Here is a 14,325-nt window from a genome sequence, read left to right as displayed (position 1 = left end):
CGGGCCGTTCGGCCTTCGCACAGGAGACCTCATGTTTTTTCAGAACGCGATCGATTTCCTGCCGATCCTGCTGAAGGGCGCGGTGGTCACGATCGAGATCACCGCATGCGCGTTCGTGCTCAGCTCGGTGCTCGGGCTGATCCTCGCGTTGATGAAGGTGTCGCGCAATCGTGCCGTCTCGACGGCCGGCAGCACGATCGTCAACGTGATCCGCGGGCTGCCGATCATCGTGCAGCTGTTCTACATATACTTCGTGCTGCCTGATCTCGGCGTGCAACTGTCGGCGTTCCAGGCTGGCGTGCTCGGCCTCGGCATCGCGTATTCGGCGTATCAGGCCGAGAATTTCCGCGCGGGCATCGAGGCGATCGACCACGGTCAGATTGAAGCCGCGCACGCGATCGGCATGCGCGGCCCCATGATCATGCGGCGCGTGGTGCTGCCGCAGGCGTTCCGCATCGCGCTGCCGCCGTACGGCAACACGCTGGTGATGCTGCTGAAGGATTCGTCGGTCGCGTCGACGATCACGGTCGCCGAGATCACGCGCGCCGGCCAGCTGATCGCATCGTCGACGTTCCAGAACATGAGCGTCTACACGCTCGTCGCGCTGCTGTATCTCGCGCTCGGCCTGCCGCTGATGTTCGGCGTGAACCGGCTCGGCAAGCGGCTCGCACTGAGGAGAGGCGCATGATCCGGATCGATTCCATCCATAAACGGTTTCAGCAGCACGCGGTGCTGAAGGGCGTGAGCCTCGACGTGCAGGCGGGTGAAGTCGTATGCCTGATCGGGCCGTCCGGTTCCGGCAAGTCGACCGTGTTGCGCTGTATCAACGGCTTCGAGACCTACGACGAAGGGGCGATCACGATCGACGGCGTGAAGGTCGACGCGCATTCGAAGCGGATCCACGAACTGCGGATGCGGGTCGGCATGGTGTTCCAGCGCTTCAACCTGTTCGCGCACCGCACGGCACTCGAGAACGTGATGGAAGGGCCCGTGCACGTGCGGCGCATGCCGGTCGCGCAGGCGCGCGAGCAGGCCCGCGCGCTGCTCGACAAGGTCGGGCTGTCGCACCGGATGAATGCGTATCCGTCGGAACTGTCGGGCGGGCAGCAGCAGCGCGTCGCGATCGCACGCGCGCTTGCAATGGAGCCGCAGGCGATCCTGTTCGACGAGCCGACGTCGGCGCTCGACCCCGAACTCGTCGGCGAAGTGCTCGGCGTGATGCGGGGGCTCGCGCGCGACGGGATGACCATGGTGGTCGTCACGCACGAAATGGGATTTGCCCGCGAAGTGGCCGATCGCGTGTGCTTCCTGCACGACGGCACCATCTGCGAAAGCGGACCGGCGCGCGACGTGCTCACGCAGCCGACCCATCCCCGCACGCAGGAATTCCTGCGCCGCCTGCTGGCGTCGGACGGCGCCGACCACCCGGATCGAACATGAGCGCAACGAACGCGGCACCCGGACGGCCCGACGCGCAGTGGCCCGATTCGCTGTGGGCGGCGACCGCCGCGCCGGCGCCCGATACGCCCGCGCTCGACGCGTCCGTGTCGTGCGACGTGGCGATCGTCGGCGCGGGCTTCACGGGCCTGTCGACCGCACTTCATCTGGCCGAACGCGGCGTGAACGTCCGCGTGATCGACGGCGCGCAACCGGGCTGGGGCGCATCGGGCCGCAACGGCGGGCAAGTGATTCCCGGGCTGAAATACGACCCCGACGAACTGGTCCGTCGGTTCGGCGACGAGGCCGGCGAGCAGCTTGCCGGCATCGTCGGCGGCGCGGCCGACACGGTGTTCGACCTGATCGCGCGGCATGGAATCGACTGCGATGCGCGTCGCCACGGCTGGATCCAGCCGGCGCCGACCGCCGCGATGCTCGACACGGTCGCCCGTCGCGCGCAGCAATGGGCCGCGCGCGGCGCGCCGGTCGACGTGCTGAGCCGCGACGACGTCGCGCGGCGGCTCGGCACGCCGGCGTATGCGGGCGGCTGGATCGATCGCCGCGCGGGCAGCGTGCAGCCGCTCAGCTATACGCGTGGCCTCGTGCGCGCCGCGCAGGCGAGCGGGGCCGTCGTGCACGGGTCGACGCGCGCCGTCGGCCTGACGCGCGCCGACGGCCGCTGGCGGATCGTGACGTCAGGCGGCGCAACGCTGTCGGCCGAGCGCGTCGTGATCGCGACCAACGGCTACACGGATGGGCTGTGGCCCGGCTTGCGCCAGTCGGTGATCGCCGCGAACAGTTTCATCGTCGCGACGCAACCGCTCGCGCCGGAGCTCGGTCGCGACATCCTCGCCGGCGGCGAGGTCGCATCGGATGCGCGGCGTCTGCTGCTGTACTTCCGCCGCGACGCGGCCGGGCGCCTGCTGATGGGTGGGCGCGGCCCGTTCGCCGACCCGCGCGCGCCGAGCGACTGGCGTCATCTCGAGCGCGCGACGACGCTGCTGTATCCGCAACTGAAGGGCGTCCGGTTCGAATACCGCTGGGCGGGGCGCGTCGCGATCACCGCGGATTTCCTGCCGCACGTGCACGAGCCCGCGCCGGGCGTGACGATCGCGCTCGGCTACAACGGCCGCGGCATCGCGATGGCGACGACGCTCGGCAAGCATCTGGCCGCGCATCTGTCGGGCGACGTGCAACTGCCGCTGCCGTTCCGGGTTTCGCCGATCCGACCCATTCCGTTGCACGGGCTGCAGCGCTTCTACATCGCGGCCGGGGTCGCGTGGTATCGGTTGCTCGACAGCCTGTCCTGATGCAGGCGCGACGGCAGTCGCCATCCGTCATCCGATCGGGCAGAATCGGCTGCCGTGTTTCGACCGACGGATACCACATGACCGAACCTAACGACCTGAACGACCCGCTGGGCCGCCGCGCTTACGCGAGCTTCGCGCAACGCTATGCGGATCTCGCGCCGACGAAGGCGCACAACGCGCTGTATGAACGGCCGGCGACGATGGCGCTGCTCGGCGACGTCGACGGCCTGACGGTGCTCGATGCCGGCTGCGGGCCCGGCATCTGCAGCGAACACCTCGCACGCCGCGGCGCGACCGTGCAGGCCTTCGACGTCACGCCGGAGATGATCGCGCTCGCGCGAACGCGCTGCGACGGCCTCGCGGTCGATGTCGTGGAAGGCGATCTGGAGGCGCCGCTCGCGTGGCTGGCCGACGCATCCGTCGACAAGGTGCTGTGTTCGCTCGCGCTCGACTACGTGCGCGATCTCGCGCCGACGCTGCGCGAATTCCGGCGCGTCGCGCGCCCCGGTGCGACGCTCGTGTTCTCGATGGCGCATCCGATGCGCGACTGGATGGACGAGCGCACGCGCGGGGATGGTACGTACTTCGACACGTCGCGCTTCGGTTTCCACTGGTCGGGATTCGGCGAGCCGCGGCCCTATGTCGAGGCCTGGCGGCGGCCGCTCGCCGATATCCTGAATGCGGTCGCCGACGGCGGCTGGCGGCTCGACCGGTTCGTCGAACCGAAGCCGCTGCCGGAGATGAAGGCCGCGTCGGAACGGCTCCACGCGGAGCTGTCGCTGGCGCCGGCCTTCCTGTGCATCCGCGCGCGCCGCTGATGCGGTGCGGCGCTCGACCGGCGCTCAGTGCTGCGCCGGCTCGTCGTTCAGCGTGCCGAGGAACGCTTCGATATCCTTGATGTCCTGCGCCGTCATTGCCGGCTTGTCGCCCGGCTTGCGGTCGAACGGCGCATCGGTCACGTCGACGTTCGCGCGATATTTCGGCGGGATGTCGTCGTACTCGTCGATCTTGCCGTCCGCGCCGCGCGAATAGAACTTCTGCGGCGAGATGCTGCGCTCGTTGTAGAACGCCATCACCTGGTCGAGCGTATGGAACACGCCGTTGTGGAAGAACACGTGGCGCGTCGCCGCGTTGCGCAGCGTCGGCGTCAGGAACATCCCGCAATACTGCGTCTGGTCCTTCAGGTCGTCGCGGAACGGCCCGCACACGCCGAGATCGTAGAACGCCGGGTTGCGGTTCTGCGCGAGCGCCTTGTTGCGCGGCGCACCGAGCGCCTCGTACTGGTAATCGGTAAACATCGGCGGCAAGCCGTCCTTGCCGGGTTTCGACAGGTGGCATCCCGCGCAATTCGCCTTGTCCGGATCGTTGAACAGGCGCAGCCCGCGCAGTTCCGCCTGGGTGAGACGCGCGCGCCCTTCGAGCCAGCGGTCGTACTTGCTGTCGTACGGGTGGAACCACGGATCCTCGACCTGGTAGCGCGCGATCGCGAACATCGCTTCCGATACCGCGAGCTGCGGGCTGTCGAACACGCGTGCGCCGAACAGTTTCTCGAACTGCGTGCGGTGCGACGACTGCGCGAGCTTGTGCGCCACGTCATCGATGTTCGCGTTCGCCATCTCGACCGGATTCAGCAGCGGGCCGAACGCCTGCTGCTGCAGCGTGTCGGCGCGGCCGTCCCAGAACATCCCGCCCTGCGGTACGAGCTGCGGCGCGGCCGACGTGCCGGCCACCTTCTGCGCCTTGACGACGCCGGCCGCCGACGCGGCCTGCTGCGCGACGCTCGGCGCGGCATCGTTTTCGCCGGCATCGGGGCCGATGCTGAAGTTCGGCTGGCGGTACAGGTACATCAGCGACGGCGGCGGGCGATAGCCCTGCTGCGTCATCGCGAGGCCGCCCGGCTGCACGTCGAGCGCATTCGGCGGGCCGTACGCATGATCGGGGCTGTGGCACGACGCGCACGACTGCTTGCCCGACGCGGACAGCGACGGATCGTGGAACAGCGCGCGCCCGAGCTGAGCGACCGCCGACAGCGGTTGCGCGGCCGGCCGCTGCAGCACGACCGGATGCGGATTCGCGCCCGTCCAGTCGGCGACCACCGTGCCGATCGCCGCCGGCACCTGCGCGGGAAACGCGATCGCGAACGCGCCATAGCCGAGCACGGCCGCACCGAGCACGAACGCCGCGCGGCGCAGCAGGCGGGAAGGGGCGCGCGGCGCGGGGGCGCCGGAGGTGTCGGGAGACGAAAACGCAGGGCGAGCTGTCATGCTGTCGGTCGAAAATCGTGCGCCGCACGAAGCGGTGCGTTGAAATGGAAACGGCCGGCGCGTGAGGCGCCGGCCATGCGGGTCATGCCGTGACGGTCAGATCGCCGGTGCGGCGCTCAGGACAGTGCCGAGCGTCGGGTCGAGGTACAGCGGCGTCGTGTTCGGCTTCGACGTGAAATCGAACAGGCTGCGCAGGTCGCCCGCCGTTGCATCGAACGAGCCGCCGCCGATGCGCTGGCCGCCGAGCCAGTTGTCCTCGATGAAGCGCACGACGGACGCCTGGTCGAGCATCGTGTGGTCGACGTAGTTCTGCTTCGCGTACGGCGAGATCACGACGAGCGGAATGCGCACGCCCGGGCCGCAGCGGCCGTTCACGGTCGCGCCGTTCACGCCGGTGGTGCCGCCCGTGCCGCACTTGCCGCTGCCGTTGACCTGGTCGACCGCGTCCGACGATGCGTGCGTCGGCGCCGTGTACACGTGGTCGTACCAGCCGTCCGAGTCGTCGTAGGTGACGATCACGGCCGTGTTCTGCCAGTCCGGCTGCTGCTGCAGGAAGTTGACGACCTTCGTCACGAACGCCTGCTCGTCGAGCGGATCCGAATAGCCCGCGTGCCCGTCCTGCGCGGCCGGCGCCTTCAGGTAGCTGACCGACGGGAAGTTGCCGGCCTTCACGGCCGCGAAGAAGTCGTCCGTGTCGTACTGGTGGTTCGCGGGTTCGGCGGTCTTGCCGTCGGCCTGGAAGCTCGAACCGATCGCGGCGACCGAGCTCGGGCGCGTGTGCTGCGGGTTCGCGGTCGATGCGTAGTACTGGAACCAGTTGTGGTGCGGGATGTAGTCGGCCGTCGCGGCGTTCACGGCGGTGGCGACCGTGCTGCGCGCGCAGCCGGTCGTGCCGTTGCCGTTCGTCGTCGACAGGTTGAAGCCGCCCATGAAGCCGCCCCACGTGATCTTCGCGCCGTTCAGCAGGTCACCGATGTTCTTGCCGGTCATCATCGCCTGGTCGGTCGTGCTCGAGCACACGTCGAAGCCCGGGTCGACGTCGTTGATCATCGTGAAGCCGCCCTGGCCGTCGTTGATGTAGTACGAGGTCGCGGCGAGCGTCGACGGCTGCTTCGACGTCTTGACGATCTGCATCCCGTTGGTCTGGCCCGACACGACGTTCAGCGCGCCAGGCGTCGACGGGCCGTAGACCGTCGTGAACGTGTTGTCGCTCATCGCGAAGCGCTGCGCATAGTTCCACAGTGCCGTCACGGTGTTGCCGTCGAAGTAGCCCATCACCTGGCCCTTCGTGCCGAACGCGCCGGCGCCGCCGGACGAGCCCTTGCCGGTGTATTTCGGGAACAGGTCGGCCAGACCGTTGTCCTCGGCCAGCTGTTCGGCCGTGTACGCGTGGTTCTGGTCGGCGGTCGCGGCCTGCGTGCGGTCGAGGCGGAACGGGTTCGCCGCATCGGTGCCGTTGGCCGTGTTCGTGAAGTTCGGGTTCGCGGTGAGCAGCGTGCCCGTCAACCCGTTCGGCGTCGGCGTGCCGGACTTCGCGTTGAATGCCGGTTCGCCCGACGGGTTCGTCGCGTTCGGGTAGGTGCCGAAGTAGTGGTCGAACGAGATGTTTTCGCCATAGATCACGACGACGTGCTTGATCGGCGTGGCGGTCTGCAGCGCGTCCTGCGACGACACGGCGGGCGTCGACGTGGGGTCGTCGCTGCCGCCGCAGGCGAACAGCGCCAGCGCTGCGGCCGCGCAGGCAGTGACGAGCAAGGCTTGACGGAACATCGGGAAACTCCAGGTAAGGTCAGCGATGGTGGTGAGCGGCCCCGTCGCCGTATCGGTTCGGCGCGGAGCTCGTGAGGGAGCACGCGCATTGGAACAGTCGCATATGAAGATATGGGGACGGAGTGTTTTCGCGACGGTTGCGCTGCGGTATCGATTTCATTACGGCGTGGCGCGAGGCGAAAGAAAATGGAAAGCGGCGGGCCGTGTGCCACCTCGGCGTCACATTCGGCGGCGAGCGGGCGGCTGCCGCGGGAGCCATGCAGGGCGGGCGAAAGGGCGTGGCCAGCCAGTTCGGCCACGCAACGCTGGGCGGCGCTTTTTTGACAATCCGGTGACGCATTCATACGATGAGCGCCTGTCGCGCCCGTCGCGTGATTCCCGATCGCCAGGGAGGTTTCAGCGTGCCGATCCCCGTTCTGTTCGCCGTTCTGTGCGCGGCGTTCCTGCATGCGTCATGGAATGCGCTGGTGCGCAGCAGCGGCGACCGGTTGCGCTCGGCCACGGTGTTGCAGATCGCGATCGGGGTATTCGCGCTGCTGTTCCTGCCTGTCGCCGCACCGATCACGCCGGCGAGCTGGCTCTGCGTGGTCGCGTCGGCCGTGATCCACGTCGTCTATACGCTGCTGCTCGTGCGCGCCTACGAGCATGGCGACCTGAGCGTCGCGTATCCGGTTGCGCGCGGTACCGCGCCGCTGCTCGTCACGCTCGGCGCGGCGGCGTTCGCGGGCGAACACCTGAACGCCGGCGCGCAGGGCGGGCTCGTGCTGATCTGCGCGGGCATCCTGGCGATCGGGCTGGAGCGCGGGCGCGACGCGACGCACCGGATGGGACAGGTGCTGCCGACGGCGTTCGCGACCGGCGTGTCGATTGCGGCGTACAGCGTGGTCGACGGGATCGGCGTGCGCGAGAGCGGCAACACGGTCGGCTATACCGCGTGGATGTTCGTGTCGACGGGCGTGATGATGGCCGCGTACTACCGGCTGCGCGCGGGGCCGCTGCGGCTCGCGCAGGAGGGCGGCGAGACGGCGAAGGCCGCCTGCGGCGGCGTGTTCGCGGCGCTCGCGTACGGCATCGTGATCTGGGCGATGGATCGCGCGCCGATGGGGCCGGTGTCGGCGCTGCGGGAGACGAGCGTGGTGTTTGCTGCGCTGATTGCGCGCTTGTATCTCGGCGAACGGCTGACGCCGCGCCGGGCGGCCGGATGCGCGGTGATCGCCGCGGGGGCGTTGCTGATCAGTGTGTTTGAAGCGGTGCGGTGAGCAAACGCCAAGATGGCCCCGTTCGGACGCCGTGAACGTACGCGCGCAGCCGACAAATCGTCATTGCCCATCACAGAATCGCCTTGCTTCGAGGTGTAACGCGCGGGTCGTCGCAAAGCCTTTGACACCCGCCTCGGCAAAGGGGGGTTAGTTCGATGTCGAGCTGGTACAGGGTTAGTGTTCCGTCGCTGTTCCGCACCATGGCATCGGTGAATGTTTTTTTGTCGATGAGGATGTGTTCGCTCCTGATCCCAAGTTGCTTCAGATATTCGCTCGCGATCTTGGCTCGCTCGGTCTTCAGACGCTCGCCGTTCCGTTCCGTCGCATATGCACCGGATATGACAACGGCCTGAATTTCTGCATCCGGCCATTTTCGCGCCTCGATTACAGCATTTGCGATTTTCAGCCTGTCAGCATTGGTCACGTCGACGCTGTTGAGCGGTAACGGGATTCGCACCGATTCCCCAATCGTGCATGCATGTGCTGGAAAGATGCCGGCGCATGCCGACAGTGCGATCACCCGTGAGATACCGGAGATTACGGCTTTGATATGGACTCTCATTCCATGATTCTCTTGTCGAAGGTTGCGATGTATCCCGTAATGCTGTCCGCATTTCTAATGGCGACGTCGGCATTGTTTTCTGCAAAAGCCCTTAGCCCGGATTCTGTGTCGGAATATATGATGTCGTCGGAGTTGAATGTGTCGACATAGTGCGTGCATTCATGGATAAGTGTTTTAACCTTTGATGCCGTCCATAGATCTCCGTTTGAAATTGTGCAGAATTTTGAATAGATGGCGATGATCCGCTTCTCGGAGTCCGGCTTGCATACCCCCGCGATGTTGTTACCGCTGTCGGGTACTACACCGCAGGTAAGGCGTCTGTTCATGGAGTCGTCCCATCGGACGATCTTCTCCGGCGCGAGCTCCCGCATCGCATTGAGTAGTCTGGGCAAGCCAGCGGCAAGGACTGATCTGACATCATTGTCGGAGCGGCCGAAGTAGAGTCGAGCCCGCGCTTGTTCAGCCTTGTCCCAAGCTGTGACACCCTCAATGCGCTGTAGTATCAGAGAGATTGCTGCATCACGCGCCTTCATGATCAGCTTTCGAAATTCCCTGTTACTCATATTCGAGCATATGGGAGTCGTGTTGATCGACACATACACCATTGAGCCGGGGTTGGTGTTGGTGATGGCACCCGAATGGACCAAAACCCAATCCTCGCTGTCGTCAATGTCGAAGTCGTACGGTTTTTTGTCGAAAAAATTGGTCATGCGTCAGCACCCCTTTGCATGGATTTTCAAGAGTCAAGCTGATTTCTTGAGGAATGCTCTAGGGTCGCCAGACGGGCGATTATTGTCCATCGGACGTATTCGAAATTTTGATTGAATCCGTCCGTCGCTTGTAGCGCGCCGCGCGCATACGAACACGAGATCGTTACGCTCGATGCCGATGAGCTGCGAGGCGTGCTACGCGAGGTGGGAATAGGCCGACGGGGGATTCGAGCCTATTCGGGGCGACCACGTTCTGCGGATGCCGGGCGCGCAAATGGCGGCCGCCGAGAATCCACGTGCGGAGGTCAAGCCTCCACCGGCATCGCACTCGTGCACTTGATCTCGTCGAGGCACACGCTGGAATGCACGCCGCTCACGCCGGGAATCCGCATCAGCGTCTCGAGCAGGAACCGCGACAGCCCCTTCAAATCGTGTGCGACGACCTTCAGCACGTAGTCGATGTCGCCCGTCACCGAGAAACACTCCTGGATCTGCGCGAGATCGGACACCAGTTTCTGGAACTTCGACAGGTCGCGGATATGCCCGCGCTCCATCGTCACGTGCACGAAGGCCGTGACGCCGAAGCCGAGCGTGTCGGGGCACAGACGGGTTTCATAGCGGCGGATCGCGCCGATCTCCTCCAGCCGCCGGTGGCGCCGCAATGTCTGTGCGGGAGACAGGCCGACGGCCTTCGCGAGGTCGAGGTTCGACGCACGGCCGTTCTCCTGCAGGATCGAAAGCAAATGTCGGTCGATACGATCGAGAACCGGTTCAGGCATTTTGTTTCCTTATTTGTCTCCCGAGCGCAATCTTATCTCATAATGTAGGGTTTGCATGAACCGGTTACGCAACCCGATTTCGTCGTCGCAACGCTAAACTGACCCCGGATTTTCGTGTGCGGCCGCAGCAATGCGGCGCGGGCGACAAGTCGGCAGTCGGTCTGGCGCCTGTTCACGCCGACGCGAATCGGGCGCCGCCACACGAAGATTGCAGTCCCCCAACCCGGTGGCCCCACGAACGGCTGCCGGCACAGCAAAAACAGCGCCCGGCACACCGAGGCGCGCCGCACCGCTTCCGGCGGAGGCGGGCAGAATGGAGAAGACATGGTTTCTGGAAACGAGAGCGACGGCCTGAAGCGCGGGCTGAAGAACCGGCACATCCAGCTGATTGCGCTCGGCGGCGCGCTCGGCACGGGGCTGTTCCTCGGCATCGCGCAGACGATCAAGATGGCGGGCCCGTCCGTGCTGCTCGGCTACGCGGTGGCCGGCATCGTCGCGTTCTTCATCATGCGCCAGCTCGGCGAGATGGTCGTCGACGAGCCCGTCGCAGGGTCGTTCAGCTACTTCGCGAACAAATACGTCGGCCACTTCACCGGCTTCCTGTCCGGCTGGAACTACTGGGTGCTGTACATCCTCGTCAGCATGGCCGAGTTGTCGGCCGTCGGGATCTACGTGCAGTACTGGTGGCCGGGCGTCCCGACCTGGGTGTCGGCGCTGGTGTTCTTCGTCGCGATCAACCTGCTCAACCTGGCAAGCGTGAAGTCGTACGGCGAGACGGAATTCTGGTTCTCGATCATCAAGGTCGCCGCGATCGTCGGGATGATCGGCTTCGGCGGCTGGCTGCTCGCGAGCGGCCATGCGGGGCCTGAAGCAAGTGTCGCGAACCTGTGGCAGCACGGCGGCTTCTTCCCGAACGGCGTGTCGGGGCTCGTGATGTCGATGGCCGCGATCATGTTCTCGTTCGGCGGGCTCGAGCTGATCGGCATCACCGCGGCCGAGGCCGACGATCCGAAGCGCAGCATTCCGCGTGCGACCAACCAGGTCATCTACCGCATCCTGATTTTCTACATCGGCGCGCTCGCGGTGCTGCTGTCGCTGTATCCGTGGGAAAAGGTCGTCACCGGCGGCAGCCCGTTCGTGCTGATCTTTCACGCACTGAGCAGCAACGTGGTGGCCAACGTGCTGAACGTCGTCGTGCTGACGGCCGCGCTGTCGGTCTACAACAGCGGCGTGTACAGCAACAGCCGGATGCTGTTCGGCCTCGCGCAGCAGGGCAATGCGCCGAAGGTGCTGTGCTCGGTGAACAAGCGCGGCATTCCGCTCGCGGCGCTCGGCGCGTCGGCGCTCGCGACCGGCGTGTGCGTGCTGGTCAACTACTTCATGCCGGGCAAGGCGTTCGAGGTGCTGATGGGCCTCGTCGTGTCGGCGCTGATCATCAACTGGGCGATGATCACGGTGATCCACCTGAAGTTCCGCCAGGCCAAGCGTGCAGCCGGGGAGGAGACTTCCTTCCGCAGTCTGGGCTATCCTTTCACGAATTACCTGTGCCTGGCATTCATGGCCGGCATTCTCGTCGTGATGTACCTGACGCCGGATCTCCGCCTGTCGGTGTACCTGATCCCGGTTTGGCTCGCGGTGCTCGCGGTCGGGTATCGCTTCCGTCAGAAGAATGCAGGCTATGCGGTGCATGACGGCGTGTCCGCACGCTGACGCAGGCCACGACCGATCATTCTTCCAAACGAGACCGACTCAAGCCATGTTCGAACATATCGACGCGTATCCGGGCGATCCGATCCTGACGCTGAACGAAAACTTCCAGAAAGATCCGCGCGACCAGAAGGTCAACCTGAGCATCGGGATCTATTTCGACGCCGAAGGCCGGATTCCGGTGATGGGCGCCGTGCGCGAAGCCGAAACCGCGCTGCAGCGCGAGAGCGGCCCGAAGCCGTACCTGCCGATGGTCGGCCTGGCCGCGTACCGCGACGCGGTGCAAGCGCTCGTGTTCGGCGCCGATCACCCGGCCCGCGCGGCCGGCCGTATCGCCACGGTGCAGACGCTCGGCGGCTCGGGCGCGCTGAAGGTCGGCGCCGATTTCCTGAAGCGCTATTTCCCGGATGCGCAGGTGTGGCTGAGCGACCCGAGCTGGGAAAATCACCGCTTCATCTTCGAGCGCGCCGGCTTCACGGTGAACACGTATCCGTACTACGACGAAGCGACGGGCGGCCTGAAGTTCGACGCGATGCTCGCGGCGATCGACGCGCTGCCGGCGCGCAGCATCGTGCTGCTGCATGCGTGCTGCCACAACCCGACCGGCGTCGACCTCGACGAAGGCCAGTGGGAGAAGCTGATCGACGTGATCGAGGCGCGCGGGCTGCTGCCGTTCGTCGACATGGCATACCAGGGCTTCGGCGCGGGCCTCGACGCGGACGCGTTCGCGGTGCGCGAGCTGGCCCGCCGCGGCGTGCCGACGCTCGTCGCGAACTCGTTCTCGAAGAACTTCTCGCTGTACGGCGAGCGCGTGGGCGGCCTGAGCGTCGTTTGCGAGGATGCGGCCGCGGCCGACCGCGTGCTCGGCCAGCTGGCCGGCGCCGTGCGCTCGAACTACAGCAACCCGCAGACCTACGGCGCGAAGGTCGTCGCGGCCGTGCTCGGCACGCCGGCGCTGCGCAAGCAGTGGGAAGAGGAACTGTCGGCGATGTGCCGCCGCATCGCGCGGATGCGCCAGTCGATCCATGACGGCCTGCGCGACCACGTCAGCGGCGAGGCGCTCACGCGCTACGTGAAGCAGCGCGGGATGTTCACGTACACGGGCCTGACCGAATCGCAGGTCGACGCGCTGCGCGAAGTGCACGGCGTGTACATCCTGCGTTCGGGCCGGATGTGCGTGGCGGGCCTGAACGATTCGAACGTCGGCATCGTCGCCGATGCGATCGGCAAGGTGCTGAAGAGCGGCGTCTGAGCGCGGCGCGCCCCGGCGCGCAACGAACGATGCTGGAGGAGCCGGCTGCTTCCCGTCGCGGGAGCAGCCGGTTTTTTTCTTGCGCGGCGGCAACGTGCGCCGGCCGACGGAGGCACACGCGCTCGCGCTTGCGGCGGTACGATCACGGCATCCGACGCAACACGAAAGGAGCGACATGGGCATCCGGATCATCCAGCTCGGCACGCCGCGCGCGGCCGGCGAGGGCCTGCGGATCGGCACGGTGCGGCGCCCGCCGCGTGGCGTTCCCAAGGCGGAATTCGCGTCGCGCAACTACTATGATGTATGGTTGCCGACGCTGTCGCCGAGCGCCGAACTCGTTGCCCAGGCACAAGCCGCCGAAACCGACGCCGAATGGAAGGCGTTCAAGCGCCACTTCCGCGCGGAGATGGCGCATGGCGATCCGGCGAAGGTGCTGGACCTGCTGGCGGCGCTGTCGGCCACCACGGCGTTCTCGATCGGCTGCTATTGCGACGACGAGCGCCATTGCCACCGCAGCGTGCTGCGCGAGCTGCTCGCGGAGCGCGGCGCGGCGATCGAGCCCGACGCGGGCTGAAGCCGCGTCGCGTTGCCGCACGGCGATCGTGCGGTGCAGCGAACCGCTTGACGTGGGTCAAGCGCGCGGCCGCGCGCGCCACTATGCTCTCGTCATGGAGCCATCACGACGATGACAGGCCGACAGATGCACATTACTTTTCCGCCGGAGCCGCCCGAATATTGCGCGCGCGACCTGGTCGTCGCGTTTTCGGCGCTGGTCGACGGGCGCTTCGTACAGTGCGCGGTCACGGCCGAGGCGCTGGAAGACCATTTCGGCGCGCGGTCGCTGCTCGAACGCGACCTGCTGGCCGCATTCGACGGGCACCGGTCGGCGATCGAGGCGATGGCACGGCGGATGCTCGAGGAAATCGGCGGCCGGCCGGTGCTGCTTCACAGCGGTCACTTCCGGCTCGAAGACTGATACCGCAGGAGGGCGCATGACACTGCAGGGCAACATTCACGAACGCGACTGGTCGGTCGAAGTCGAGACGCGCCCGTGCGAATCGGGCGAGTTCCGCTGCCGCGTGTCCGTCGAGCACGGCGCCGGCGCCGCGCGGTTTCATCATACGTTCGAGCACAGCCATGCGTATCCGACCGAGCGCGAGGCCATGATCGAAGGGCTGCGGGCCGGCATGACATGGATCGAGATGAAGTCGTCGCAGGTTTTCAACGTATGAACGGCCCGCGCCGGCGAAGGCGCGGGAGGATGGCCGGCCGGGC

Annotated in this window: 15 protein-coding genes; 10 read left to right on the top strand and 5 right to left on the bottom strand. The window is 66.4% G+C overall.

The genetic code is table 11. The features are described 5' to 3' along the window. Window positions 1–31 precede the first annotated feature (31 nt). The 4 genes from DIE03_RS04025 to DIE03_RS04010 all read left to right on the top strand — a co-directional run bounded on the left by DIE03_RS04025 (window position 32) and on the right by DIE03_RS04010 (window position 3,565). A complete protein-coding gene (locus tag DIE03_RS04025) occupies window positions 32–688 on the top strand; it encodes an amino acid ABC transporter permease (protein ID WP_124447708.1) in 657 nt (218 codons plus the stop codon). Next, entirely contained in the window at window positions 685–1,440 is a 756-nt protein-coding gene (locus tag DIE03_RS04020; RefSeq protein WP_124447707.1) for an amino acid ABC transporter ATP-binding protein, read from the top strand. The genes DIE03_RS04025 and DIE03_RS04020 overlap by 4 nt, the downstream gene beginning before the upstream one ends. After that, window positions 1,437–2,747, top strand: coding sequence for an FAD-binding oxidoreductase (locus tag DIE03_RS04015; protein WP_124447705.1), 1,311 nt, complete (start codon window positions 1,437–1,439; stop codon window positions 2,745–2,747). The genes DIE03_RS04020 and DIE03_RS04015 overlap by 4 nt, the downstream gene beginning before the upstream one ends. Window positions 2,748–2,824: 77 nt before the next feature. Then, the gene (locus tag DIE03_RS04010) at window positions 2,825–3,565 is read left to right on the top strand and encodes a class I SAM-dependent methyltransferase (RefSeq protein ID WP_124447703.1); all 741 of its coding nucleotides are present in this window, start codon (window positions 2,825–2,827) and stop codon (window positions 3,563–3,565) included. 24 nt (window positions 3,566–3,589) lie between these two features. Here the strand turns inward: DIE03_RS04010 and DIE03_RS04005 are convergent, their stop codons facing one another. Together DIE03_RS04005 and DIE03_RS04000 are read right to left on the bottom strand one after the other, a co-directional pair. After that, complete coding sequence (locus tag DIE03_RS04005; protein WP_124447701.1) at window positions 3,590–5,011, bottom strand: cytochrome-c peroxidase; 1,422 nt, start codon at window positions 5,009–5,011, stop codon at window positions 3,590–3,592. Between the two features lie 96 nt (window positions 5,012–5,107). Continuing rightward, the gene (locus DIE03_RS04000) at window positions 5,108–6,781 is read right to left on the bottom strand and encodes a phospholipase C (RefSeq protein WP_124447699.1); all 1,674 of its coding nucleotides are present in this window, start codon (window positions 6,779–6,781) and stop codon (window positions 5,108–5,110) included. Window positions 6,782–7,182: 401 nt separating this feature from the next. Between DIE03_RS04000 and DIE03_RS03995 the strand changes: the two genes are divergently transcribed. Further along, window positions 7,183–8,040 (top strand): EamA family transporter, encoded by an 858-nt coding sequence (locus DIE03_RS03995; protein ID WP_124447697.1) that lies wholly within the window; start codon window positions 7,183–7,185, stop codon window positions 8,038–8,040. Between the two features lie 70 nt (window positions 8,041–8,110). On the opposite strand, the gene DIE03_RS03990 is transcribed toward DIE03_RS03995, so the two are convergent. From DIE03_RS03990 to DIE03_RS03980, 3 genes are all read right to left on the bottom strand, one after another. Beyond that, a complete protein-coding gene (locus DIE03_RS03990) occupies window positions 8,111–8,602 on the bottom strand; it encodes a hypothetical protein (protein ID WP_124447695.1) in 492 nt (163 codons plus the stop codon). Next, window positions 8,599–9,312, bottom strand: a complete 714-nt coding sequence (locus DIE03_RS03985) for a M35 family metallo-endopeptidase (RefSeq protein WP_260434793.1) — start codon at window positions 9,310–9,312, stop codon at window positions 8,599–8,601. Before DIE03_RS03985 ends, DIE03_RS03990 begins: the two co-directional genes overlap by 4 nt. A gap of 305 nt (window positions 9,313–9,617) precedes the next feature. Continuing rightward, complete coding sequence (locus tag DIE03_RS03980) at window positions 9,618–10,091, bottom strand: Lrp/AsnC family transcriptional regulator (protein ID WP_069748155.1); 474 nt, start codon at window positions 10,089–10,091, stop codon at window positions 9,618–9,620. Window positions 10,092–10,415: 324 nt separating this feature from the next. Between DIE03_RS03980 and DIE03_RS03975 the strand changes: the two genes are divergently transcribed. The 5 genes from DIE03_RS03975 to DIE03_RS03955 all read left to right on the top strand — a co-directional run bounded on the left by DIE03_RS03975 (window position 10,416) and on the right by DIE03_RS03955 (window position 14,282). After that, window positions 10,416–11,801, top strand: coding sequence for an amino acid permease (locus DIE03_RS03975; protein ID WP_124447693.1), 1,386 nt, complete (start codon window positions 10,416–10,418; stop codon window positions 11,799–11,801). 46 nt (window positions 11,802–11,847) lie between these two features. Continuing rightward, window positions 11,848–13,050, top strand: a complete 1,203-nt coding sequence (locus tag DIE03_RS03970; RefSeq protein WP_124447691.1) for an amino acid aminotransferase — start codon at window positions 11,848–11,850, stop codon at window positions 13,048–13,050. A 175-nt stretch (window positions 13,051–13,225) separates the two neighbouring features. After that, window positions 13,226–13,624, top strand: a complete 399-nt coding sequence (locus tag DIE03_RS03965) for a DUF488 domain-containing protein (RefSeq protein ID WP_124447689.1) — start codon at window positions 13,226–13,228, stop codon at window positions 13,622–13,624. Between the two features lie 111 nt (window positions 13,625–13,735). Continuing rightward, entirely contained in the window at window positions 13,736–14,026 is a 291-nt protein-coding gene (locus DIE03_RS03960; protein ID WP_124447687.1) for a DUF1488 domain-containing protein, read from the top strand. 16 nt (window positions 14,027–14,042) lie between these two features. Beyond that, entirely contained in the window at window positions 14,043–14,282 is a 240-nt protein-coding gene (locus tag DIE03_RS03955; RefSeq protein WP_124447685.1) for a UDP-glucose 4-epimerase, read from the top strand. Window positions 14,283–14,325: the final 43 nt, after the last annotated feature.

It is taken from the genome of Burkholderia sp. Bp8992, from assembly GCF_003853705.1.
Classification (GTDB): domain Bacteria; phylum Pseudomonadota; class Gammaproteobacteria; order Burkholderiales; family Burkholderiaceae; genus Burkholderia.
Note: the sequence above shows the minus strand (reverse complement) of the source record. Positions and strands in the feature narration are given on the sequence as shown.